The 23,985-nt window shown below is 60.5% G+C and carries 20 protein-coding genes; 7 read left to right on the top strand and 13 right to left on the bottom strand.

The annotated features are described in order from the left end of the window. The coding region (locus AK821_RS02255) for a PmbA/TldA family metallopeptidase (protein WP_330219010.1) at window positions 1-729 on the bottom strand (729 nt) is incomplete at its 3' end. Window positions 730-838: 109 nt separating this feature from the next. On the opposite strand from AK821_RS02255, the gene yjgA reads away from it, so the two are divergent. After that, window positions 839-1,363 carry a ribosome biogenesis factor YjgA gene (yjgA, locus tag AK821_RS02250; protein WP_025109468.1) on the top strand — a complete coding sequence of 175 codons (525 nt, stop codon included), beginning with the start codon at window positions 839-841 and terminating at the stop codon, window positions 1,361-1,363. Window positions 1,364-1,477: 114 nt separating this feature from the next. On the opposite strand, the gene tldD is transcribed toward yjgA, so the two are convergent. The 8 genes from tldD to mreB form a co-directional block, all read right to left on the bottom strand. Continuing rightward, window positions 1,478-2,920 (bottom strand): metalloprotease TldD, encoded by a 1,443-nt coding sequence (tldD, locus tag AK821_RS02245; RefSeq protein WP_064387936.1) that lies wholly within the window; start codon window positions 2,918-2,920, stop codon window positions 1,478-1,480. A gap of 4 nt (window positions 2,921-2,924) precedes the next feature. After that, a complete protein-coding gene (locus tag AK821_RS02240; RefSeq protein WP_064387935.1) occupies window positions 2,925-3,785 on the bottom strand; it encodes a carbon-nitrogen hydrolase family protein in 861 nt (286 codons plus the stop codon). Window positions 3,786-3,917: 132 nt separating this feature from the next. Then, window positions 3,918-7,721: a YhdP family protein gene (locus AK821_RS02235; RefSeq protein ID WP_064387934.1), complete on the bottom strand. Its 3,804-nt coding sequence runs from the start codon at window positions 7,719-7,721 to the stop codon at window positions 3,918-3,920. Window positions 7,722-7,796: 75 nt separating this feature from the next. After that, on the bottom strand, window positions 7,797-9,254 hold the full coding sequence (rng, locus tag AK821_RS02230; protein ID WP_064387933.1) for a ribonuclease G: 1,458 nt from the start codon (window positions 9,252-9,254) through the stop codon (window positions 7,797-7,799). A 58-nt stretch (window positions 9,255-9,312) separates the two neighbouring features. Continuing rightward, on the bottom strand, window positions 9,313-9,909 hold the full coding sequence (locus AK821_RS02225) for a Maf family protein (protein WP_064387932.1): 597 nt from the start codon (window positions 9,907-9,909) through the stop codon (window positions 9,313-9,315). A gap of 37 nt (window positions 9,910-9,946) precedes the next feature. Next, a complete protein-coding gene (mreD, locus tag AK821_RS02220; RefSeq protein ID WP_064387931.1) occupies window positions 9,947-10,438 on the bottom strand; it encodes a rod shape-determining protein MreD in 492 nt (163 codons plus the stop codon). Then, window positions 10,438-11,553, bottom strand: a complete 1,116-nt coding sequence (mreC, locus tag AK821_RS02215) for a rod shape-determining protein MreC (protein ID WP_082355403.1) — start codon at window positions 11,551-11,553, stop codon at window positions 10,438-10,440. The genes mreD and mreC overlap by 1 nt, the downstream gene beginning before the upstream one ends. A gap of 141 nt (window positions 11,554-11,694) precedes the next feature. Further along, the gene (mreB, locus tag AK821_RS02210; protein WP_002555108.1) at window positions 11,695-12,732 is read right to left on the bottom strand and encodes a rod shape-determining protein MreB; all 1,038 of its coding nucleotides are present in this window, start codon (window positions 12,730-12,732) and stop codon (window positions 11,695-11,697) included. A gap of 211 nt (window positions 12,733-12,943) precedes the next feature. On the opposite strand from mreB, the gene gatC reads away from it, so the two are divergent. From gatC to AK821_RS02180, 6 genes are all read left to right on the top strand, one after another. After that, a complete protein-coding gene (gene gatC / locus AK821_RS02205) occupies window positions 12,944-13,231 on the top strand; it encodes an Asp-tRNA(Asn)/Glu-tRNA(Gln) amidotransferase subunit GatC (RefSeq protein ID WP_007915356.1) in 288 nt (95 codons plus the stop codon). Between the two features lie 16 nt (window positions 13,232-13,247). Next, window positions 13,248-14,699 carry an Asp-tRNA(Asn)/Glu-tRNA(Gln) amidotransferase subunit GatA gene (gatA, locus tag AK821_RS02200; protein ID WP_064387929.1) on the top strand — a complete coding sequence of 484 codons (1,452 nt, stop codon included), beginning with the start codon at window positions 13,248-13,250 and terminating at the stop codon, window positions 14,697-14,699. A 10-nt stretch (window positions 14,700-14,709) separates the two neighbouring features. Next, complete coding sequence (gatB, locus tag AK821_RS02195) at window positions 14,710-16,155, top strand: Asp-tRNA(Asn)/Glu-tRNA(Gln) amidotransferase subunit GatB (RefSeq protein WP_008085412.1); 1,446 nt, start codon at window positions 14,710-14,712, stop codon at window positions 16,153-16,155. A 149-nt stretch (window positions 16,156-16,304) separates the two neighbouring features. Further along, a complete protein-coding gene (locus AK821_RS02190) occupies window positions 16,305-16,676 on the top strand; it encodes a septal ring lytic transglycosylase RlpA family protein (RefSeq protein ID WP_064387928.1) in 372 nt (123 codons plus the stop codon). Window positions 16,677-16,722: 46 nt separating this feature from the next. After that, complete coding sequence (locus AK821_RS02185) at window positions 16,723-17,784, top strand: calcium/sodium antiporter (RefSeq protein ID WP_064387927.1); 1,062 nt, start codon at window positions 16,723-16,725, stop codon at window positions 17,782-17,784. Beyond that, window positions 17,781-18,158, top strand: a complete 378-nt coding sequence (locus AK821_RS02180; RefSeq protein ID WP_064387926.1) for a carboxymuconolactone decarboxylase family protein — start codon at window positions 17,781-17,783, stop codon at window positions 18,156-18,158. The genes AK821_RS02185 and AK821_RS02180 overlap by 4 nt, the downstream gene beginning before the upstream one ends. Window positions 18,159-18,241: 83 nt before the next feature. On the opposite strand, the gene AK821_RS02175 is transcribed toward AK821_RS02180, so the two are convergent. The 4 genes from AK821_RS02175 to AK821_RS02160 all read right to left on the bottom strand — a co-directional run bounded on the left by AK821_RS02175 (window position 18,242) and on the right by AK821_RS02160 (window position 23,959). Beyond that, window positions 18,242-19,183, bottom strand: a complete 942-nt coding sequence (locus AK821_RS02175) for an AEC family transporter (protein ID WP_064387925.1) — start codon at window positions 19,181-19,183, stop codon at window positions 18,242-18,244. A gap of 253 nt (window positions 19,184-19,436) precedes the next feature. Beyond that, window positions 19,437-20,990 carry a galactarate dehydratase gene (gene garD / locus AK821_RS02170; protein ID WP_064387924.1) on the bottom strand — a complete coding sequence of 518 codons (1,554 nt, stop codon included), beginning with the start codon at window positions 20,988-20,990 and terminating at the stop codon, window positions 19,437-19,439. A gap of 11 nt (window positions 20,991-21,001) precedes the next feature. Further along, on the bottom strand, window positions 21,002-22,366 hold the full coding sequence (locus AK821_RS02165; protein WP_064387923.1) for an MFS transporter: 1,365 nt from the start codon (window positions 22,364-22,366) through the stop codon (window positions 21,002-21,004). Between the two features lie 147 nt (window positions 22,367-22,513). Further along, window positions 22,514-23,959 carry an aldehyde dehydrogenase family protein gene (locus AK821_RS02160; RefSeq protein WP_064387922.1) on the bottom strand — a complete coding sequence of 482 codons (1,446 nt, stop codon included), beginning with the start codon at window positions 23,957-23,959 and terminating at the stop codon, window positions 22,514-22,516. Window positions 23,960-23,985: the final 26 nt, after the last annotated feature.

The following is a 23,985-nucleotide window of genomic DNA, read 5'->3' as shown; positions in this document are numbered from 1 at the left end:
CGCGCGCCCAGCGGCGCGCCCGCCCCCGCCCCCCCCCGGGCCCCCGCCCGGGGCGCCCCCCCGCGCCCGCTCGCGCACGGACCCGGCGAACAGGGTGCGGGGGGGACTACCCCCCACACACAACCCCCGCCGCCGCGCCCCGCGGCCCGCGGCGACCCCCCCGCACGGGGGGGGGGGGGGGGCACCCGAACACCCGCCGATAAAACCGTGACTGTTGCCGTAAACCCGGCAGCCCTGGTGGGTGCTGAGGGTGGTGCCGTCGGCGTTCTTGATCCGCGCGTCGGCGTCGAATGCCGCCGCTTCACAGAGCAACGCCTTCTCGATGGCCTGCTCCGGGGTGATGTCCCATTCGTGGAACAGGTCAAAATCGTGCTGTTCCTTGGCCATCAGCGCAGCATCAGCCAGACCCGAGGCCTCGTCTTCTGAAGTGTGTTTCGCGATGGCCAGTGCCGCGGCGACGGTTTCGCGAATCGCATCCGGGCCAGTCGCCGAGGTGCTGGCCGAGCCCTTGCGCTGGCCAACATACAACGTGATGCCAAAACCCTGATCGCGGTTGAATTCGACCGTCTCGACCTCGCGCTGACGCACCGACGTCGACAGGCCCTGCTCCAGCGACACCGCGACTTCACAGGCACTGGCGCCCTGACGCTTGGCTTCGGCGATGATCTGTTCGACTTGATCCTGCAGTGCCGGCAACGCCTGCGGGCCGACGCTTTCAACTGCACTCATGCTCATCTCCACTCAAATTCTGCTTTCGGCTAGGGTCATCGAGCGACCGGGCCGGACAAGCGGCCCCCGACTGGTTATCATGGCGGCGTTTCTTTGCGGACTGCCACCAATGGTTGATTCTTACGACGACTCCCTCGATACGGGAGAAAAAAGCAAATCTCAGGTCAAACGCGAGCTGCATGCTCTGGTTGACCTTGGCGAGCGCCTTACAACACTCAAGCCCGACTTGCAGGCAAAACTGCCATTGACCGACGCTTTGCGCCGGGCGCTGGCCGATGCGCCGAAGCACACCGCGAACATCGCGCGTAAACGGCACTTGCAGTTCATCGGCAAGCTGATGCGCGATCAGGACACTGACGCGATTCTCACGCTGCTCGATCAACTGGATGCCTCGACTCGTCAGTACAACGAGCGTTTCCACAACCTCGAACGCTGGCGTGACCGCCTGATCGCGGGCGACGACGCCGTGCTGGAAAAATTCGTCGTCGAGTACCCGGACGCCGACCGCCAGCAACTGCGTTCCCTGATCCGTCAGGCTCAGCACGAGGTTGCGCAAAACAAACCTCCTGCATCCAGCCGCAAGATCTTCAAGTACATCCGTGAGCTGGACGATACCCAACGCGGTCTGCGTTGAGATATCGCCACTTGCAGGAGCTGCCGCAGGCTGCGATCTTTGCTTTTAAAGATCAAAAGATCGTCCGATCGCGGCCCGAGCCTGCGGCAGCTCCTGCACAGGATGTTTCCATCCTTATGCGCCCGTGCCACCCACGGTGATCGCATCGATCTTCAGCGTCGGCTGACCGACACCCACCGGCACCGATTGCCCATCCTTGCCACACGTGCCCACACCGCTGTCCAGCGCCAGATCGTTACCGACCATCGACACCCGGCTCATCGCCTCGGGGCCGTTGCCGATCAACGTTGCGCCTTTCACCGGAGCGGTGATTTTTCCGTCTTCGATCAGATACGCTTCGCTGGTGGAAAACACGAACTTGCCGCTGGTGATGTCGACCTGACCACCGCCAAGGTTGGCGCAGTAGATGCCCTTCTTCACCGAAGCAATGATTTCCGCCGGATCGCTTTCACCGCCGAGCATGTAAGTGTTGGTCATGCGCGGCATCGGCAGATGCGCGTAAGACTCACGACGACCGTTACCGGTACGGGCCACGCCCATCAGACGCGCGTTGAGCTTGTCTTGCATGTAACCCTTGAGCACGCCGTTTTCGATCAGCGTTGTGCACTCGGTCGGGGTGCCTTCGTCGTCGACACTCAGCGAGCCGCGACGGCCACTCAAGGTGCCGTCATCGACAATGGTGCAGAGTTTCGAGGCAACCATTTCACCCATGCGTCCGCTGTAGGCGGAACTGCCCTTGCGGTTGAAATCGCCTTCCAGACCGTGACCGACCGCTTCGTGCAACAACACGCCAGACCAGCCTGAGCCCAAGACCACCGGCAATGTGCCGGCCGGCGCAGGAATCGCTTCGAGGTTCACCAGCGCCTGACGCAACGCTTCACGGGCGTAACCCATGGCGCGGTCTTCGGCGAGGAAATAGCGGTAGTCGGTACGCCCGCCGCCGCCATGCCCGCCGCGCTCGCGACGGCCATTTTGTTCAACGATCACGCTGACATTGAAGCGCACCAGCGGTCGTACGTCGGCAGCCAGGCCACCATCAGTGGAAGCCACGAGAATGCGCTCCCAGACACCGGCCATGCTCACGCTGACTTGTTGAATGCGAGGATCGAGCGCCCGAGTGGCGACGTCGATGCGTTTGAGCAGCTCGACTTTCTCGGCACGCGTCAGCACTTCCAGGGGGTTATCCGGCGCGTACAACTGCGCTACGTCTTGAGTGCTGAACGCCTGCACCGTGCCGTTTTGCCCGGCGCGGGAGATCGAACGTGCGGCACGGGCCGCGGCTCCCAAAGCTTCGAGGGTGATTGCATTGCTGTAGGCAAAACCGGTTTTTTCACCGGACTGCGCACGCACGCCAACGCCCTGGTCGAGGTTGAAGCTGCCTTCCTTGACGATGCCGTCTTCCAGCGCCCACGACTCGGAAATCTGGCCCTGAAAATACAGGTCGGCGGCATCGATGCCCGGACCGGCCAGATCGCCGAGCACGCCTTGCAGGCTCTCGATCGTCACGCCACCGGGCGCCAAAAGATGATCACTGACTGAGGACAACAACTCGCTCATAGGTTTACGCCTTAAATTCGTGTTCTGAAGCAGGTCGCTGTGCGCCCTGCGAGAAAAACCGCCGATGACGCGTCACCGGCATTCGCGCCCTGATGGACGCTTGTTCATCGCTATCGCGTTCGGCCAACAACACCGCTTCGCCTTGATCCTGATGCGCCAGCACGCGGCCCCACGGGTCGACGATCGCCGCATGCCCGAAGGTTTCGCGCGGTCCCGGATGGGTGCCGCCTTGCGCTGCGGCCAGCACATAACATTGTGTCTCGATGGCCCGCGCCCGAATCAGAACATCCCAATGCGCAGCGCCGGTCACCGCAGTAAACGCCGCCGGTGCGGTAATCAATTCGGCACCGGCAGCGCGCAATTCGCTGTACAGCTCGGGAAAGCGCAGGTCGTAACACACGGTCAGACCCAGTTTGCCAACCGGAGTGTCCGCGACCACCACGCCACTGCCATAAGCATAGTCATCGGATTCGCGGTAACGGCCGCGATTGTCCGCCACATCGACATCGAACAGATGCAGCTTGTCATAGCGTGCAACGATTTCGCCGTGTTCATTGACCAACAACGAGCAGGCATTGGCCTTGGCCGTCGGCTGATCCACCGGCGGCAACGGCAAAGTACCGGCCACTATCCATAACTTGAGGTCGCGGGCGGTCTGTTTCAACCACGGCAGGATCGGCCCCTCGCCCAAAGCCTCGGCACGGCCGATGTCGGCGACGTCGCGACGGCCCATGGCGGCGAAGTTTTCCGGCAGCACTGCGAGCTTCGCGCCGCCGGCCGCGGCCTGTTCGAGCAGGCGTCGGGCCTGAGCCAGATTGGCCAGCACGTCACTCTGGCTGACCATTTGAATCACCGCTAAAGACATGGCCGTTCCTCGGAATCTGCACACAACCTTGTAGGAGCTGCCGCAGGCTGCGATCTTTTGATCAGGCTCTTAAAAAACAAAATCAAAAGATCGCAGCCTTCGGCAGCTCCTGCCGAGGGTAGTGTCTGCTAGTTAAAAAGGCTTGTCGAAGGTGATTTTCGGCTCTTTCCACGGGCCTTTGACGGTGTATTTGACACTGGCAAAGCGCGCCACACGATCACCGATCAACTTGTCGATCAAGAACAATGCGCCGCCAACCGCCGGAGCGCCCACGAGTAGCGCGGCAATCGGCAGGTTGTTGGTCACCGGCAAAGTCACCAGCAACTTGGCGTCGACCTGTTCCGCCACCAGATCCAGCTTGCCGTTGAGCTCGATATTGCTCGATGGCCCAGTCAGGCGAATCGGCTCTTTCGTATCGTAAACACCGTTGGTCGCCACCAGCAGGCCTTTGACCCGGTCGTAGCTCAAGCCTTTGCCGAACAAGTCGGAGAAATCCAGACGCAGGCGTCGGCCAATGGAGTTGAAGTTGAGCAGACCGAACACGCGCAATGCCTGCGCGCCGCCATCCACTTCAACGAACTGGCCCTTGTTCAGTGACGCGTCAAGGGTGCCGGAGAAGCGCTTGGTCGCCAGCCATGCCGGTGAACCCGGCCAGCGGCCATCAACATCCATGTGGAACTCTTCGCTGGTCACACTCGGCGCAAAGCCCCAGCCCTTGAGTACATCGGCGAGGTTCTTGCCGCCGATTCGCCCCTTGAACCAGCTATTGGTCGAGCCCGGCGCCCCTTCCCAGCCGCCATTGCCTTGCAACAGGATGCCTTTAAGGCCCATATCGAGATTATTCAGGGCGATACCCTTGGCCGTCGGACGCACCTTGAGCGACCAGCCGCCAACCAGATCCGGCCCCTGGAACAGCTGATTGATGGTGATATCCAGCGCCGGAATCTTCGTCGGGTCGACGGACACCAGTGGATCAGGAGCGTTCTCGTCAGCCTGCACCGTAGGATCCGGCGCCGGCAGTTTCACGTATTGCATGTTCACCGCAATGGGCGTGCCCTTGGCATCCGGCAGACTGGCCGTGCCTTTGGCCTGCTGACTGTCGAGCGCCAGATTCCACGCCGCCTGCTTGCGATTCAATTGCACCGAAGCCTGATCCAGCGTGGTGCCGAACGCCGTCAGCTTGCCGACCTTGAAGTCTGCGCTGCTGAGCAACTTGCTGGCACTGCCACCCGGATCCTGTCCGGCGTATTTGCTAACCAGATCCTGCCACGGCGCCACGTCCAGCTCCGACAGCACGCCGCGAATCCGCAAGCCTTTGGGCCCCGGCAGCACAGCTTCGCCAGCGCCGAGGAACAATTCGCCACGACCATCGGCAAAATTGCTCGGCGGCGCGGCAAAGGTGAAATTGGCCAGTTGGTCATAGTTGACCCAATAACGCCGCTCCTGCCCTTGCAATGTCATGCGGAACACCGTGTCGCGCCCCGTTTCCGCCGTCATGCCGAACGGCGCCGGCAGATCGATCGCTACCCCCTGCATGCTGGAGCTGACCATCAATTGGCTGTCAGCACCGTCGAGGTTCAGTTGCAACTGATACGGAATCGTCCCGGAAACCGGCAGTGGCTGCGTCACGCCCAACCAATCGGTGAGTTTCTTCACCTCGACCTGCCCCGACGCCGCGACCCGGGTTCTGAGCTTGCCAGGGCTGCCATCGGCAAAAATCTGCGCGGTGACCGGTTTGTCGAAAGCGCGCGCCGCGATGTTCTGCCCGCTGAGGCCCTTGGCGCTGTCGAAGCGGAAATCGCCCTTGAGCTGAGTCAGCTCCAGCTTGGGTTCGGCGAGTTTCAATCGCGCATTGGCGGTCTTGAAGTCAACGAGGATCTTCGGTTGATCGCCCTTGGCCAGCGGTACGTCCAGTTTGAGCTTGCCTCGCAGGTCGCCCGAACCTTCCCAGCCGGCGAACGTGTCCGCCGTGCCGATCGGTGCTTCCTGAAGAATTTTCAGTCCGTCCCCCAAACCACCGGAAAATGCACCGTCGAGGAACAGGTGGCTGTTCTGTCCGCTCGGCACATGGGGAATATTAACGAAGACATCTTTGACCTGAGTGTCGAGCAACTGGCCCTTGCTGGCCCAGATGCGCACGCCGCTGTCTTCGATAAACACATCGCCGCTGACGTTGCTGACATGCGGCCAGCCTGGCTGAAACGCCAGCTCGGCGTCATGCACTTTGAAGAAGAGGCTGATGCTGCGGTCAGCCTCCCCCGCATTCTTGCTCAACGACCCCTGATACTGGAAAAAACCCTGATCGACCGCGCCCTTGAGAATCGCTGTACGCAGCCACTCGTCGAGCGCCGGGCTCAAGACTTCGGGCAGGTATTTGGCGGTGTAGCGACCGTCGCCATCGACCAGACCGACGCGCAGGTCCATGTAGTCTTCCTGGCTGTGATCGAAATGCAGGCGGATCAGGAAGTCACCGGCAATCTTGCCCTCCTCGCCCAACACCTTCAGGTACGGCGCGATCAGGGTGAAGCCTTCTTTATCGAGCTTCCAGGTCAGCCGCGCATTGGCTTGCAGGTATTGCCACGGTTTGGCGAAGATCGGGTCGAGGTGCAGAACGAAGTCCTTGCTGTCCATGCGCAGCTCGCCACCGTCGAGGTTACCGGTGAGGCTGCCGCTGACATTTCTTGCCGCTGGTGCACCGTGATAGGCATCGAAACCGACCTTATCGAGATTGGCGGCAAAGCTGAATTTAGTGCCGTCAGTGGCCGCTGGCCGGAAATCCAGCAGCACGTTGCGCAAGCCGCCGGTCACGTTCAAATGATCGACCACCTCAGCGAAACCTTTTGGCAGCGGTCCAAGTGCATTGAGCAACGGCGTGATCGGTGTCAGATCGAGGCGATCGGCCTGCAAGTGCCAGAGTTCTTCGACTTTATCGGTGGCGCGGGTCTGTTGCAGCTGGACGCGAGACTCCCAACGGTTTTCGCCGAAGTTCATCGCCAGCGAATCGAGGGTCACCGACGCGCCTTCGTCACTGTTCCGGTAATACGCGTTGAGTGCCAGATTGTTGATCTGGATTGGCTTGCGCTCGGCGTAGGCGCCGGTCACTTGTGGTGCATTGAGGCGCAGCGCGGCGCTTTGCAAAGTGCCGTCGCCCCAGTTGACCCAAAGTTCGCCACCGGCGTTGATCGCGGAAAAATTCCATTGTTGGGTCATGCGCTCGGGCAGCCATTTTGCCCAATCGCTTTGCGGCAGACTGGCGTAACCGTCGACGACGCTGTTCTGCCATTGGTCTGGACGCAGGCGCGTGCGCAGGCTCAGCGCGACCGGCTGACCATCGGGCAATGTCAGGCGCGCATCCAGGCGTTGACGACTGGCACCGGTCTTCAGATTGAGGCCGACATAGGTCAGGGTCATCGGCGCGTGATCCTGCGGCTGCAGCGTGACCTGACTGTCGAGCACCGAGAGTTGCTGAATCATTTGCGAACGATTGAACAACTGCTGCGCATCGAGTGGTTGATCTTTCTTCACGGGCAGACCTTCCAGCGCCCAACTGCCGTCCTCCGCTTCCTTGAGGCTGATCTTCAGGCCATTGAGTTCCAGATGCGCGATGCGCACTTCGCGAGCCAACAGGCTGGCCCAAAGATCCGGCACCGCGCGCACTCGGTCCAGACGCAAGGCATTGGCACCGTCCCCGACCATAACGTCATGGGCCAGCAAGATCGGTGCAAAACCGCTCCAGTTACCTTCCAGCTCGCCGATCTGCAACGGCATCCCGAGCGCAGCACTGGCTTTGGCTTCGATATCGGCACGATACTCGGCCACCAGCGGGGTCAGTTCACGGCCGAGACTGACGTACAACGCCATCAATACCAAAACCAACGCGCACAGGCCCAGCCCCCAGCGGGTGATTGCGGCCAAAATGCGTGTCAGACGTTCCATGTCAGTTGGCTCCCATGGCAAAAATACTGCGAAAAGCTGAGGCCAGCCGCGGTGAAAAGGGTGTGACGCAGGGGTTCAGAGCAGCACCACGTCATATTGTTCCTGGGAATACATGGTTTCCACCTGGAAGCGAATGGTGCGGCCGATAAACCCTTCAAGCTCGGCGACGTTGCCAGACTCTTCATCCAGCAAACGGTCGACCACTTTCTGGTTCGCCAGTACGCGATAACCCTCGGCCTGATAGGCACGGGCCTCGCGAAGAATCTCGCGGAAAATCTCGTAACAGATGGTTTCCGGGGTTTTCAGCTTGCCGCGCCCCTGGCAGCTGCTGCACGGCTCGCACAACACTTGCTCAAGGCTTTCGCGGGTGCGCTTGCGGGTCATCTGCACCAGGCCCAATTCGGTGATGCCGATGATGTTGGTCTTGGCGTGATCGCGCTCCAGCTGTTTTTCCAGCGTGCGCAGAACCTGACGCTGATGCTCTTCATCTTCCATGTCGATGAAGTCGATGATGATGATCCCGCCGAGATTGCGCAGGCGCAGTTGCCGGGCAATCGCCGTCGCGGCTTCGAGATTGGTCTTGAAGATGGTTTCTTCGAGGTTGCGGTGACCAACGAACGCCCCGGTATTGACGTCGATGGTGGTCATGGCTTCTGCCGGATCGACCACCAGATAGCCACCGGATTTCAGCGGCACCTTGCGTTCAAGGGCTTTCTGGATTTCGTCTTCGACACCGTAAAGATCGAAAATCGGTCGTTCGCCCGGGTAGTGTTCCAGACGATCGGCGATTTCCGGCATCAGCTCGGCGACGAACTGCGTGGTTTTCTGGAAGGTTTCCCGGGAGTCGATGCGGATCTTCTCGATCTTCGGATTGACCAGATCGCGCAGGGTGCGCAACGCCAGGCCGAGGTCTTCGTAGATCACGCTCGGCGCGGAAATGGTCTTGATCTGTTCATTGATCTGATCCCACAGGCGTCGCAAGTAACGGATGTCCATAAGGATCTCGTCGGCGCCGGCACCTTCAGCGGCGGTACGCAGAATGAAACCGCCCGCCTCTTTGATCCCTTCCTTGGCCACGCAATCGCTGACCACTTGCTTGAGGCGCTCACGCTCGGCTTCGTCTTCGATTTTCAGCGAGATGCCGACGTGGGCAGTGCGCGGCATGTACACCAGATAGCGCGACGGGATCGACAACTGCGTAGTCAACCGCGCGCCTTTGGAACCGATCGGATCCTTGGTGACTTGTACCACCAGGCTTTGACCCTCGTGCACCAGGGAGCTGATGCTCTCCACCGCCGGGCCCTCACGCAGAGAGATTTCAGCGGCATGGATGAACGCGGCGCGATCCAGGCCGATGTCGACAAATGCTGCTTGCATGCCCGGCAGCACCCGGACGATCTTGCCTTTATAGATGTTGCCGACAATCCCGCGCTTTTGCGTGCGCTCGACATGGACTTCTTGCAGCACACCGTTTTCGACCACCGCCACGCGCGATTCCATCGGCGTGATGTTGATCAGAATCTCTTCACTCATGGCAGGATCTCGTTCAGGCATGTTCACGATAATGGCCGCATCTGGATGGGTACGACGCTTATTGCGCGTTCAGGTTTTGCCAACAGGGTATGCCGAAATGGCCCAACAGTTCTGCGGTTTCGCAAATGGGTAACCCGACCACTGCTGAATAGCTGCCATTGAGCCCGGCAACGAACACCGCGCCGAGGCCTTGAATGCCATAACCGCCGGCCTTGTCGCCGGGCTCGCCGCTGGCCCAGTAGGCGGCGGCTTCTTCGCGGCTGATCGGCCGGAACCGCACCAGGCTGCGGACCACTCGCGACTCGCAGCGCTCACCTTCGAGCACGGCGATGGCGGTCAGCACTTCATGTTCCTTGTCGGACAACATCATCAGCATGGCGCATGCGTCGGCTTCGTCCACCGGTTTACCGAGAATTTTGCCGTCGAGCACCACGGCGGTATCCGCGCCCAGCACGCAGAAAGGCCGGGCGCAATTGACCGTGCGTCGGCCGGCCTCGGCCTTGCCACGCGCGAGACGCTCGACATAGGCCGATGGCAGTTCTGCGGGAAGTGGAGTTTCGTCGATATCCGCACTGATGGCGGAGAACGCAACGCCGATCTGCGTGAGCAATTCACGTCGACGCGGCGATCCGGAGGCAAGGTAAAGCGGCTTCATCAAAACATCTCCCTGTTCAGTGCCCTGCTTCACCGGCTCAATTGATCTTGTAGCGTCGGCGTAATCCGCGGAGGGCAAAGCTGACCCAAGGCCAGAGCAAGGCACTGACCAGCGCCGGTAGCACCAGTGCCAACGTTGGCTGACGATTACCGGTCAAAGCGCTGAGCCACAATTGCACCAGTTGCGCGAGGCCGAAGATCACCAGAATCACCAGGCATTGCTGCCACATCGGGAACATTCGCAAGCGTTGCTGCAACGACAGCACGAGGAAGGTGATGAGCGTCAGGATGAGCGCGTTCTGGCCAAACAAGTCGCCCTGCAGCACGTCTTCAGCCAGGCCCAGGCAAAACGCCGTGACCATGCCGACCGTGTGCGGCATGTACAACGCCCAGAATGTCAGGAGCAACGCCAGCCATAACGGGCGCAGGATCTCCATGAAAATCGGCAAAGGTGACACGCTGAGCAGCAGGCCAACGAGAAACGTCAGCCAGACAATCCAGCCGTTTCGCGATGCGGTAGCGCCGACCATTATTCTTGTCTCCCGGTTGTCGCCGGGGCACTGACAGGCGGTTTCGCCGCTGGTCGCACCGCTGGCTGGGCAGCTGGAGGTTTGCTGGCCGCCGGCGTCGCTGCCGGGGGTTTGCTCGCAGCCGGTTTGGCCGGTGCAGTGGTCGCAGCAGGCGTGACAGCCGTCGCCGGGGTTGGCGCTGCAGCAGGGGCGGTCACGGTCTTGGGCACGGTGGCCGGAATGACCGGACCGCCGCCAAAGGCATCGAGATTTTCCTGAGCCTGCGCGGCATCGTTGATGCGTTCTTCAGCCGTGCGGTTGTCGCTGAACACCAGCAGCAGGTAGCGGCTGCGGTTCAACGCAGCAGTCGGCACCGCGCGCACGATCGCAAACGGCTGACCGGAATCGTGAATGACTTCTTTCACCGTGGCGACCGGGTAACCCGCCGGGAAGCGCTGGCCAAGACCCGAGCTGACCAGCAGATCGCCTTCCTTGATGTCCGCCGTGTCGGCAACGTGACGCAATTCCAGGCGTTCCGGGTTTCCGGTGCCGCTGGCAATCGCGCGCAGACCGTTACGGTTGACCTGCACGGGAATGCTGTGGGTAGTGTCGGTCAACAACAATACACGCGAGGTGTACGGCATCAACTCGACCACCTGGCCCATCAAGCCGCGCGCATCGAGCACCGGCTGACCGAGCACCACACCGTCACGCTCACCTTTATTGATGATGATGCGATGGGTGAAGGGATTGGGGTCCATGCCGATCAACTCGGCCACTTCGACCTTTTCGTTGACCAGCGCGGAAGAATTGAGCAACTCGCGCAGCCGAACGTTCTGCTCGGTGAGAGCAGCAAGCTTTTGCATGCGCCCCTGCAGCAGCAGGTTTTCGGTCTTGAGTTTTTCGTTTTCGGCGACAAGCTCGGTGCGGCTGCCGAACTGGCTGGCAATCCCTTCCCACAGACGTCCGGGCAGGTCAGTGATCCAGTAGGCATCCATCAGCACCAGCGACGCTTGTTTGCGCGCAGGCTTGAGCAGATCAAAGCGGGCATCGACCACCATCAGCGCGACCGACAGCACGGCCAGCACCAACAGGCGTACGCCCAACGAAGGGCCCTTGGCGAAAAGCGGTTTAATAAGCCGCTCCTCCCAGGCAAATGTTCTGTTTATTCATACGGCATCAAACCGGCCTGGATGAAGACTGACAGAAGATAAACGCCAACAGGCAGCACTGCAAAGTGCTGCCTGCGCGTTCACCCACGTATTGCAAACCAGCACTTATTCGCTGGAGAGCAGATCCATGGTGTGCTTATCCATCATTTCCAATGCACGGCCACCGCCGCGAGCAACACAGGTCAGCGGATCTTCTGCAACGATCACCGGCAGGCCGGTTTCCTGGGCCAGCAGCTTGTCGAGGTCACGCAGCAGCGCGCCACCACCGGTCAGCACCAGGCCACGCTCGGCGATGTCGGAAGCCAGTTCCGGCGGCGATTGCTCCAGGGCGCTTTTCACAGCCTGAACGATGGTTGCCAGGGACTCTTGCAGAGCTTCCAGCACTTCGTTGGAGTTCAGGGTGAACGCGCGTGGAACGCCTTCGGCCAGGTTGCGACCGCGAACGTCGACTTCGCGTACTTCGCCGCCCGGGTAGGCCGTGCCGATTTCCTGCTTGATGCGCTCGGCGGTGGACTCACCGATCAGGCTGCCGTAGTTACGACGTACGTAGGTGATGATCGCTTCGTCGAAGCGGTCGCCGCCAACACGGACGGATTCGGCATAGACCACACCGTTCAGGGAGATCAGCGCGATTTCGGTAGTACCACCACCGATATCCACGACCATCGAACCGCGCGCTTCTTCTACCGGCAGGCCGGCACCGATCGCAGCCGCCATGGGCTCTTCGATCAGGAACACTTCACGGGCACCGGCACCGAGGGCCGATTCACGGATGGCACGACGCTCAACCTGGGTGGATTTGCATGGAACGCAGATCAGCACACGAGGGCTAGGCTGCAGGAAGCTGTTTTCGTGAACCTTGTTAATAAAGTATTGCAGCATCTTTTCGCAGACGCTGAAGTCGGCGATCACGCCGTCCTTCATCGGACGAATGGCAGCAATGTTGCCCGGTGTACGGCCGAGCATGCGCTTGGCCTCGGTGCCGACAGCAACGACACTTTTCTGGTTACCGTGTGTCCGAATGGCCACAACCGATGGCTCATTCAGGACGATACCGCGCTCGCGCACGTAAATAAGGGTGTTGGCAGTGCCCAGGTCAATGGAAAGATCGCTGGAAAACATGCCACGCAGTTTCTTGAACATGGGAAAGGGACCCTAGGCAACGCGTGGGTAAAAAAGTGCGGCAAACTCTAACAACGACAGGGATTTTGGGCAAGGCGCCAATATGTTAAATTGGCCGCTTTTCTGTGCACCAAGCCCCACAATCGCGGCCTTATGACCGTAGAAGTGCGGTAGTGTTCCGACAATCTAACACACGGACGCCGTCCGTTCTGTTTTCCACAGGAGAATCCCGATGGCGCTAGAACGCTCCGACGTGGAAAAAATCGCTCATCTGGCCTGCCTTGGCCTCAATGATGCCGATCTTCCACACATTACTTCCGCTCTCAACAGCATTCTCGGTCTGGTCGACGAAATGCAGGCTGTTAATACCGACGGAATCGAGCCTCTGGCCCACCCGCTGGAAGCCAGTCAGCGCCTGCGCGCCGACGTCGTGACCGAGAGCAATCACCGCGAGGCCTACCAGTCCATCGCACCAGCGGTCGAAAACGGCCTGTATCTGGTTCCGAAAGTCATCGACTAAAGGGAAAGAGCCTGCAATGCATCAAATGACTCTGGCCGAGATCGCCCGCGGTCTCGCCGATAAAAAGTTTTCCTCCGAAGAGCTGACCAAAGTCCTGCTGGCGCGTATCACCCAGCTCGATCCGCAGCTCAACAGTTTCATCAGCCTCACCGAAGAGCTGGCCATCGAGCAGGCGAAAGCTGCCGATGCACGCCGCGCCAGCGGTGAGAGCGGCGCCCTGCTTGGCGCGCCGATCGCTCACAAGGATTTGTTCTGCACTCAGGGCATTCGCACCAGCTGCGGCTCGAAGATGCTCGACAACTTCAAAGCCCCGTACGACGCCACCGTGGTCGCGAAACTGGCGGCTGCCGGTGCCGTTACCCTGGGCAAGACCAACATGGACGAATTCGCCATGGGTTCGGCCAACGAGTCGAGCTGGTATGGCGCGGTGAAAAACCCGTGGAACCTCGAACACGTTCCGGGCGGTTCGTCCGGTGGTTCGGCGGCGGCAGTTGCCGCGCGTCTGTTGCCAGCGGCGACGGCCACCGACACTGGTGGTTCGATTCGTCAGCCGGCGGCGTTCACCAACCTCACTGGCCTGAAACCGACGTACGGTCGCGTTTCGCGCTGGGGCATGATCGCTTACGCCTCCAGCCTCGATCAGGGCGGCCCGTTGGCGCGCACTGCTGAAGACTGCGCCATTTTGTTGCAGGGTATGGCTGGCTTCGATCAGAACGACTCCACCAGCATCGATGAGCCGGTTCCGGATTACTCCGCAAGCCTGGGCGATTCGCTGCAAGGTCTGCGCATCGGCGTGCCGAAGGAATACTTCAGCGCCGGTCTCGACCCGCGCATCGCCGAGCTGATCCAGAACAGCATCCAAGAGCTGCAGAAACTCGGTGCCGTGATCAAGGAAATCAGCCTGCCGAACATGCAGCACGCGATTCCTGCGTATTACGTGATCGCCCCGGCAGAGGCTTCCTCGAACCTGTCGCGTTTCGACGGCGTGCGTTTCGGCCACCGTTGCGAGCAACCGAAAGACCTGATCGACCTGTACAAGCGCTCCCGAGGCGAAGGCTTCGGCGCAGAAGTGCAGCGCCGGATCATGGTCGGTGCCTACGCACTGTCCGCCGGTTACTACGACGCCTACTACCTGAAAGCGCAGAAGATCCGTCGTCTGGTGAAGAACGATTTCATGGCTGCCTTTAATGAAGTCGACATCATCCTCGGCCCGACCACGCCGAACCCGGCCTGGAAGCTTGGCGCGAAGAACAGCGACCCGGTTGCTGCCTATCTGGAAGACGTCTACACCATCACCGCCAACCTCGCCGGCCTGCCAGGCCTGTCGATGCCGGCCGGTTTTGTCGACGGTCTGCCGGTTGGTGTGCAGTTGCTGGCGCCGTATTTCCAGGAAGGCCGTTTGCTCAATGTTGCGCACCAGTATCAGTTGAACACTGACTGGCACACCCGCACCCCAACCGGCTTCTGAGGAGACACACATGCAATGGGAAGTCGTGATCGGGCTGGAGATTCACACTCAGCTCACTACCCGGTCGAAAATCTTTTCCGGTAGTTCCACCACGTTCGGTTCCGAGCCGAACACCCAGGCCAGCCTGATCGACCTGGGCATGCCCGGCGTTCTGCCGGTGCTGAACCAGGAAGCCGTGCGTATGGCAGTGATGTTCGGTCTGGCGATTGACGCCGAGATCGGTCAGCACAACGTGTTCGCCCGTAAGAACTACTTCTACCCGGACCTGCCGAAGGGCTACCAGATCAGCCAGATGGAATTGCCGATCGTTGGCAAAGGCCACCTGGACATCGCGCTGGAAGACGGCACCGTCAAACGTGTCGGCATCACCCGCGCGCACCTGGAAGAAGACGCCGGCAAGAGCCTGCACGAAGAATTCAACGGTGCCACCGGCATCGACCTGAACCGTGCCGGCACGCCGCTGCTGGAAATCGTTTCCGAGCCGGACATGCGCAGCGCCAAGGAAGCCGTGGCTTACGTCAAGGCAATCCACGCGCTGGTGCGTTATCTGGGTATCTGCGACGGCAACATGGCCGAAGGCTCGCTGCGTTGCGACTGCAACGTGTCGATCCGTCCGAAAGGTCAGGTTGAGTTCGGCACGCGCTGCGAGATCAAGAACGTCAACTCGTTCCGCTTCATCGAGAAGGCGATCAACTCCGAGATCCAGCGGCAGATCGAGCTGATCGAAGACGGCGGCAAAGTGATCCAGCAGACCCGTCTGTACGATCCGAACAAGGACGAAACCCGTCCGATGCGTTCGAAAGAGGAAGCCAACGACTACCGTTACTTCCCCGATCCGGACCTGCTGCCGGTGGTCATCGAAGAGTCGTTCCTCGGCGAGGTGCGCGCCACCCTGCCGGAGCTGCCTCCGCAGAAACGCGAGCGTTTCCAGGAGCAATTCGGTCTGTCGGTCTACGACGCCAGCGTGCTGGCCACCAGCCGCGAGCAAGCCGATTACTTCGAGAAAGTCGCGAGCATCGGCGGCGACGCCAAACTGGCGGCGAACTGGGTGATGGTCGAGTTGGGCAGCCTGCTCAACAAGCAAGGCCTGGACATCGACGAGTCGCCGGTTTCCGCTGAACTGTTGGGCGGCATGCTGCTGCGCATCAAGGACAACACCATCTCCGGCAAGATCGCCAAGGTTGTGTTCGAAGCGATGGCCAACGGTGAAGGCAGCGCGGACGAGATCATCGAAAAACGCGGTCTGAAGCAAGTGACCGACAGCGGCGCGATCTCGGCGGTGCTCGACGAAATGCTTGCGGCCAACGCTGAGCAAGTTGAACAGTATCGTGCGGCGGATGAAGCCAAACGCGGCAAGATGTTCGGCTTCTTTGTCGGTCAGGCGATGAAAGCGTCGAAAGGCAAAGCCAACCCGCAGCAAGTGAACGAACTGCTGAAAAGCAAGCTCGAAGGCTGATGAAAATGGAGCCAGACCCCAAGCCTGGCTCCATACCCTGTAGGAGTGAGCCTGCTCGCGATAGCGCAATGTCAGACACTGAAAGTGTTGACTGTCTTACCGCTATCGCGAGCAGGCTCACTCCCACATTTGATTCGGGAAACCTTTGAATGAAGCGTTTGTTCATCAGTTGCGCCCTGCTCTCTTTAATGGCCGGTTGCGCCAGCACCGACACCATCGACCCGCACGGTTACGACCAGACCGGCGTCGCTTCCTATTACGGTGCCAGGCACCACGGTAAACGCACCGCCAGTGGCGAACCGTTCAACCAGAATTCCCTGACCGCTGCCCATCGCCAACTACCGTTCGGTACACGGGTGAAGGTCACCAACCTGAAAAACGATGAATCCGTCGTGGTCCGTATCAACGACCGCGGCCCGCACACCCGTGGACGTCTGATCGACGTTTCCCGCGAGGCCGCCGAACAGCTCGGCATGCTGCGCAGCGGCACCGCACGGGTTCGCGTGCAGGCTCTCGACTGATGGAGCGCTGACCATTTACGGACTGAGCGATTTACCGCTGATCAGCGTGATCGAACTGCTCGCCGGCCTGTGCCTGCTGATCTTCGGCGCCGAACTGATGGTGCGTGCGGCTGTGCGCCTGGCTGAACGCTTGCACGTACGTCCGCTGATCATCGGCCTGACCATCGTCGCCCTCGGCAGCAGCGCGCCGCAGATGGCAGTCAGTGTGCAAGCCGCGTTGGCGCACAATCCCGACATCGCGGTCAGCAGCGTGGTCGGCAGCAGCATCTTCAACATCCTTGTGACCCTCGGCCTGTCGGCGCTGATCATCCCGTTGCGCGTGTCACGGCAGTTGGTGCGCCTCGACATTCCGCTGATGATCGGCGCCAGTCTGTTGGTGTTCGTATTGGCGTGGAACGAAGAGATCGGACGCTTCGACGGCATCCTCTTGCTGGCTGCATTGGCGTTGTACCTCGGCCTTTTGCTGCGTCAGTCGCGGCATTCGACGCGCCCGCACTCGGCACAGACAGACGCTGCGCAAGTGTCCTGGATTGGCAGCTCGCTGATGATCATCGTCGGTTTGGCGATGTTGGTGTTTGCCGGGCATCTGCTGCTGGGCGCGGCGGTGGTAGTGGCGACGGATCTGGGTTTCTCCGAACGGGTGATCGGTCTGACCGTGGTCGCCGTCGGCACTTCGCTGCCGGAACTGGCGACCTCGCTGATCGCCGCACTGCGCGGGCAACGGGACATCGCCGTGGGCAACGTGATCGGTGCCAATCTGTTCAACCTGCTCGGCGTGCTTGGCCTGACTGCGTTGATCGCACCGACGCCGTTATCGGTGTCGCCGAACGCGCTGGATTTCGACTTGCCGGTGATGCTCGGCGTCGCCGCGCTGTGCTTGCCGGTGTTCTATTCAGGCTACCGCGTGACCCGCACCGAAGGTTTGTTGCTGCTCGGTTTGTATCTGGTCTACGGGCTGCATGTGGTGTCGTTCACCACCGGCATGCCGCTGGCCGGCAAGCTGGAGCGCTTGATGCTGTTTTACGTTCTGCCGCCGTTGCTGGCGTTTCTGCTGTTCACCTCCATCCGCGCCTGGCGCCGCCAACACCACAAGAGTGATATGCCATGACCGAATCGAAGCAATCCGGGGTAGACGTCCGCCGCCAGGTAATGGGCGATGCATTTGTTGATCGCGCCTTGGGCAACGCCACCGAATTCACTCAACCCTTGCAGGATTTCGTCAATGAACATGCCTGGGGTGGCGTGTGGAACCGCGAAGGTCTGCCGCTGAAAACCCGCAGCCTGATAACCCTCGCCGCGCTGACGGCACTGAAGTGCCCGCAGGAATTGAAAGGCCACGTACGCGGTGCGCTGAACAATGGTTGCACCGTGAACGAGATTCGTGAGGCGCTGCTGCATTGCGCGGTGTATGCCGGCGTGCCGGCGGCGATTGATGCTTTTCGCGCGGCGCAGGAAGTGATTGATACCTACCAGAAAAGCTAAAAGATCGCAGCCTTCGGCAGCTCCTACAGGAACGCATGCCCATGTAGGAGCTGCCGCAGGCTGCGATCTTTTGATGTTGCCCTTTAGATCCACCCACCCCACTGCAAAACAAAGATCCCGATATTGGTAGTAATCGCCGCCATCAACGTGGTCAGCACAATAATCGCCGCCGCCAGTTCATGATTGCCTTGCGCCGCCCGCGCCATGACAAAACTTGCCGCCGCCGTCGGGCTGCCGAAGTACAGAAACAGAATCCCCAGCTCCGCCCCGCGAAAACCCCACAACCACGCCCCCAGCGTTGCCAGTACCGGCAAACCGACCATCTTCACCAGACTCGAACTGAGCGCCATGTTGCCGCTCTTGCGCAACGCTGCCAGCGACAGCGTGCCGCCAATGCAGATCAGCGCCAGCGGTAAGGTGGTCTGTGCCAGATACTGGCCGGATGTCTCCAGCCAGCCCGGCAAAGCAATCTTGAAATAGGCAAACGGCGCCGCCGCAATCACGCTGATGATCAGTGGATTGCTGAACACGCTTTTGCAGATGCTCCACGGATCGGACTTGATCACCGGGCTGTACACCGCCAGCACGATGGTCGACAGGGTGTTGTAAAACAGGATCACCAACGCTGCGAGAATCGCCCCGAGGGAAATCCCGTAATCGCCGTACATGCTCGCCGCCAGCGCCAGTCCGATCACGCCGTTATTGCCGCGAAACGCGCCCTGGGTGTAGATGCCGCGATCTTCCCGCGGGCAGCGGAAAATCGCCCAGCCCCAGGCCAGGGCAAAGCTCACCAGCGTGGCAAGGGAGAAATAGATCAGCAGGGACGGTTGCAGTGCCGCATGCAGGTCGGCGTGCAGAATGCCGAGGAACAGCAGCGCCGGCATGGTCACGTTGAACACCAGCGACGAGGCGGTGTGGATGAAGTTGTCGTTGATCCAGTCGATGCGCTTGAGCAGCACACCGAGAAACAGCATGGCAAACACCGGCGCGGTGATGTTCAGGGTTTCGAGGAAGATTGCCAGCATGCCGGGGAGCCTTGGGTGAGCGTCGTTAGGGGGCTAATGATAAGCCAAAAGCTTGAAAAGCCCCTCACCCTAACCCTCTCCCCGAGGGAGAGGGGACTGACCGAGGTGTTTTGCGGCATACATCGACCTGCAAGACCGAGTCGATTATGGATTCGGCAAAGCACTTTCAGGTCGATGTACTTCTAAAATATCCCTGGATCGGCCCCCTCTCCCCCCGCGAGAGGGCTGGGGTGAGGGCCAAGCCGATCACGCATCAAGTAATCGGCGCCGGGTTGAACAACGTAATGTCGTTATGCAGCTTGTGCTTCTCCGCCCATGTCTGCTGCTTGCCGCTCGCAACATCCAGATAGTAGTGAAACAACTCCCAGCCCAACTCTTCGATGGTCGCACGCCCGGTGGCAATCCGCCCGGCGTCGATGTCGATCAGATCCGGCCAGCGCTGCGCCAGCTCCGTGCGTGTCGAGACTTTCACCACCGGCGCCATCGCCAAACCGTACGGCGTGCCACGCCCGGTGGTGAACACATGCAGGTTCATCCCCGCCGCCAACTGCAACGTGCCGCAAACAAAATCACTCGCCGGCGTCGCACAGAAAATCAAACCCTTCTGCTTGAAGCGCTCGCCCGGGCCGAGCACGCCATTGATCGCGCTGCTGCCGGATTTGACGATCGAACCCAGCGACTTCTCGACAATGTTCGACAACCCGCCCTTCTTGTTGCCCGGCGTCGTATTTGCGCTGCGATCCGCTTCACCTTTGGCAAGATAGCGGTCGTACCAGTCCATCTCGCGCACCAGTTCCTCGGCGACGGTCTTGGTTTCAGCACGAGAAGTGAGCAGATAAATCGCATCGCGCACTTCGGTGACTTCGGAAAACATCACCGTCGCCCCCGCACGCAGCAACAAGTCCGAGGCATAGCCCAGTGCCGGGTTGGCGGTGATCCCGGAGAACGCATCGCTGCCGCCGCACTGCATACCGAGAATCAACTCGGACGCCGGCACGGTTTCGCGGCGGCGCTGGTCGAGTTTCTTCAGGCGCACTTCAGCCAGTTCCATGATCTGCTCGATCATTTCGGTGAAACCGTGACTGGAATCCTGCAAGCGATACAGCCACGGATCGCTGAGATCCACCGAAGCGTCGTCCTCGTGCATCACCTGCCCGGCCTGCAATTTCTCGCAGCCCAGACTGATCACCAACGCCTCACCACCGAGGTTGGGGTTGCGCGCCAGATTGCGCACGGTGCGAATCGGGATGTAAGCGTCGGTGGCGGTGATCGCTACACCGCAGCCGTAACTGTGAGTCAGCGCCACCACGTCATCGACGTGTGGGTACTTCGGCAGCAGTTCTTCCTTGATCCTTTTCACCGCGTGATCGAGCACGCCCGTGACGCACTGCACCGTGGTGGTGATGCCAAGAATATTGCGCGTGCCGACGGTGCCGTCGGCGTTGCGATAGCCCTCGAACGTGAAGCCTTCCAGCGGTGCCTGCGCGTCCGGCACCTCGGTGGACAGCGGCAGGCTGTCCAGCGGCGGCGCGGTCGGCATGCGCAGTTGATCTTCCTTGACCCAACTGCCCCGGCGGATCGGCTGCAACGCGTAGCCGATCACCTGACCGTAGCGAATCACCGGACCGCCCTCGGGAATGTCTTCGAGCGTAACCTTGTGGCTCTGCGGCACAAATTCCAGCGTCACCAGGCCATCGGCAAACTCAGTGCCGGCCGGTGCGCCCTGGTCGTTGACCACTACCACCACGTTGTCCCGCTCGTGCAGGCGGATGTGGCGCGGCGAGTCGGAATGTTCAATCAACTGCATGACGCCGCTCCTCAGGAATGCGCTTGGGACAATTTACCACTGGCTTCAACACCGCCGTTGGTTGGCGGCTCTTTGAGTACCACACGTTTGATCGGGCCAACGATCACCAGATAGCTGAACACCGCGACCAGTGCGTTGGCACCGACGAACACCAGCGCCCATTTGAACGAACCGGTGGAGCTGATGATGTAGCCAATCACGATCGGTGTGGTGATCGAAGCGATGTTGCCGAAGGTGTTGAACAGGCCACCGCTCAGACCGGCGATCTGTTTTGGCGAGGTGTCGGAGACCACCGCCCAGCCCAGTGCGCCAACGCCTTTGCCGAAGAAGGCCAGGGCCATGAACCCGACGACCATCCATTCCACTTCAACATAGTTACAGGCAACGATGCTGCTGGATACCAGCAGACCGGCGATGATCGGCGCTTTGCGAGCGAAGGTCAGCGAGTGGCCCTTGCGCAGCAGGTAGTCGGAAATCACCCCACCGAGCACGCCGCCGATGAAACCGCAGATTGCCGGCAGCGAGGCGATGAAACCGGCCTTGAGAATGGTCATGCCACGCTCTTGCACCAGATACACCGGGAACCAGGTCAGGAAGAAGTAAGTGATGCCGTTGATGCAGTACTGGCCCAGATACACGCCCAGCATCATGCGATTGGTCAGCAACTGACGGATGTAATCCCATTTCGGACCGTCGGACTTTTTGCCCTTCTGGTCCATGTCGACCATGCCGCCGTTTTCAGCGATGTGCTTGAACTCGGCTTCGTTGATGCGTGGGTGTTCACGCGGGCTGTAGATCACTTTCAGCCAGACCAGCGAGAAGATGATCCCGAGGATACCCATGACGATGAACACGTGTTCCCAGCCAAAGGAGTAAACGATCCAGCCCATCAGCGGTGCGAACAACACGGTGGCAAAGTATTGCGCCGAGTTGAAGATCGCCGAGGCGGTGCCACGTTCAGCGGTCGGGAACCAGGCGGCCACGATGCGCGCGTTGCCGGGGAACGAAGGCGCTTCAGCCAGACCGACCAGGAAGCGCAGCATGAACAGCGCAACAATGGCCGTGGACATGCCGAACTCACCGACAAAGCCTTGCAGCACGGTGAACAGCGACCAGGTGAAAATGCTCAGGGCATAGACTTTTTTCGAGCCGAAACGATCGAGCAGCCAGCCGCCGGGGATTTGCCCGGCCACGTAGGCCCAACCGAATGCGGAGAAGATATAGCCGAGGGTGACCGCGTCGATGCCCAGATCTTTTTGCAGGCTGGAGCCGGCGATGGCGATCGTGGCGCGGTCAGCGTAGTTGATCGTGGTCACCAGAAACAGCATGAGCAGGATCAAATAGCGGACGTGAGTCGGCTTTTGAGTCGATTGCATGTAGATGTACTCCCACTGATTATTTTTATGCGCGGGTGAATCTTCTTTGGTCTTGCATTTATTTCCTGTAGGAGCTGCCGCAGGCTGCGATCTTTTGATCTTGAATGATCGCAGCCTGCGGCGGCTCCTACAGGGGTATTGCGTGGATCAGGAACCGATGTAGCTGGTCTTCACGACCGTGTAGAACTCTTGCGCATAGCGGCCTTGCTCACGTGAGCCATAGGATGAACCTTTACGGCCACCAAACGGAACGTGGTAATCGACGCCAGCGGTCGGCAGATTGACCATGACCATCCCGGCTTGCGAATGGCGTTTGAAGTGGTTGGCATACTTCAGCGAAGTGGTCGCGATACCCGCCGACAAACCGAATTCGGTGTCGTTGGCCATCGCCAGCGCCGCGTCGTAATCGGCCACGCGAACAATGTTCGCCACCGGGCCAAAGATTTCTTCGCGACTGATGCGCATCGACGCTTCACTGTCGGCAAACAGCGTTGGCGCGAGGAAGTAGCCCTCGGTATCGCAAGTCACCACACCGCCGCCGCTGACCAGACGTGCGCCTTCGGACTGGCCGATGTCGATGTACTTCATGTCTTGTTCAAGCTGCGCTTGCGAAACCACTGGACCGATGTCTGTGCCGGATTTCAGCGCGTGGCCGACCTTGATCGACTTCATGCGCTCGGCCATCGCTTCAACGAACTTGTCGTGAATACCGGCGGTAACGATCAAACGGCTCGATGCGGTGCAACGCTGACCGGTGGAGTAGAACGCGCTCTGCACCGACAACTCGACCGCTTGTTTGAGGTCGGCGTCGTCGAGAATGATCTGCGGGTTCTTGCCACCCATTTCCAGCTGAACCTTGGCCTGGCGCGACACGCAGTTGACCGCGATCTGCCGGCCCACGCCGACGGAACCGGTGAAGCTGATGCCATCGACCTTCGGGCTCTGCACCAGCGCATCGCCAACCACGCGACCACTGCCCATCACCAGGTTGAACACGCCAGCCGGGAAGCCTGCGCGGGAGATGATTTCCGCCAGCGCCCAGGCGCAACCCGGAACCAGATCTGCAGGCTTCAGCACCACGCAGTTGCCGTAGGCCAGCGCCGGGGCAATCTTCCACGCAGGAATCGCAATCGGGAAGTTCCACGGGGTGATCAGACCGACCACGCCCAGCGCTTCGCGGGTCACTTCGACATTGACGCCCGGACGCACCGACGGCACGTAGTCGCCGGACAGGCGCAGGCATTCACCGGCGAAGAACTTGAAGATGTTACCGGCGCGGGTCACTTCACCGATGGCTTCGGGCAGGGTCTTGCCCTCTTCCCGGGCCAGCAGGGTGCCGAGCTCTTCGCGGCGGGCGAGGATTTCCGTGCCGACTTTATCCAGCGAATCGTGGCGAGCCTGAATGCCCGAAGTCGAATACGCCGGGAATGCTGCGCGGGCGGCATCGATGGCGGCGTGAACCTGAGTCAGGTCAGCCTTGGCGTAATCGCCGATGGTGTCGCTCAGTTCCGAAGGGTTGATGTTGGCCGAGTAATCGGCACCGGCAACCCATTCACCGTTGATGTAGTTGTCGTAGCGTTTTGCATTTGTCACAGGGGCAGCCCTCGAATCTCAAAGCC

The organism is Pseudomonas sp. RIT-PI-r (assembly GCF_001297015.1).
Lineage (GTDB): Bacteria > Pseudomonadota > Gammaproteobacteria > Pseudomonadales > Pseudomonadaceae > Aquipseudomonas.
This window is presented reverse-complemented; position numbering and strand designations above follow the sequence as displayed.

Coding starts and splice junctions, on each gene's coding strand:
- AK821_RS02225 (WP_064387932.1), bottom strand. CDS start 9,909: ATGAAGCCGCTTTACCTTGCCTCCGGATCGCCGCGTCGACGTGAATTG.
- rng (WP_064387933.1), bottom strand. CDS start 9,254: ATGAGTGAAGAGATTCTGATCAACATCACGCCGATGGAATCGCGCGTG.
- tldD (WP_064387936.1), bottom strand. CDS start 2,920: ATGAGCGAGTTGTTGTCCTCAGTCAGTGATCATCTTTTGGCGCCCGGT.
- yjgA (WP_025109468.1), top strand. CDS start 839: ATGGTTGATTCTTACGACGACTCCCTCGATACGGGAGAAAAAAGCAAA.
- garD (WP_064387924.1), bottom strand. CDS start 20,990: ATGCAGTTGATTGAACATTCCGACTCGCCGCGCCACATCCGCCTGCAC.
- AK821_RS02190 (WP_064387928.1), top strand. CDS start 16,305: ATGAAGCGTTTGTTCATCAGTTGCGCCCTGCTCTCTTTAATGGCCGGT.
- AK821_RS02240 (WP_064387935.1), bottom strand. CDS start 3,785: ATGTCTTTAGCGGTGATTCAAATGGTCAGCCAGAGTGACGTGCTGGCC.
- gatA (WP_064387929.1), top strand. CDS start 13,248: ATGCATCAAATGACTCTGGCCGAGATCGCCCGCGGTCTCGCCGATAAA.
- AK821_RS02175 (WP_064387925.1), bottom strand. CDS start 19,183: ATGCTGGCAATCTTCCTCGAAACCCTGAACATCACCGCGCCGGTGTTT.
- AK821_RS02235 (WP_064387934.1), bottom strand. CDS start 7,721: ATGGAACGTCTGACACGCATTTTGGCCGCAATCACCCGCTGGGGGCTG.
- AK821_RS02165 (WP_064387923.1), bottom strand. CDS start 22,366: ATGCAATCGACTCAAAAGCCGACTCACGTCCGCTATTTGATCCTGCTC.
- AK821_RS02180 (WP_064387926.1), top strand. CDS start 17,781: ATGACCGAATCGAAGCAATCCGGGGTAGACGTCCGCCGCCAGGTAATG.
- gatC (WP_007915356.1), top strand. CDS start 12,944: ATGGCGCTAGAACGCTCCGACGTGGAAAAAATCGCTCATCTGGCCTGC.
- mreD (WP_064387931.1), bottom strand. CDS start 10,438: ATGGTCGGCGCTACCGCATCGCGAAACGGCTGGATTGTCTGGCTGACG.
- gatB (WP_008085412.1), top strand. CDS start 14,710: ATGCAATGGGAAGTCGTGATCGGGCTGGAGATTCACACTCAGCTCACT.
- mreB (WP_002555108.1), bottom strand. CDS start 12,732: ATGTTCAAGAAACTGCGTGGCATGTTTTCCAGCGATCTTTCCATTGAC.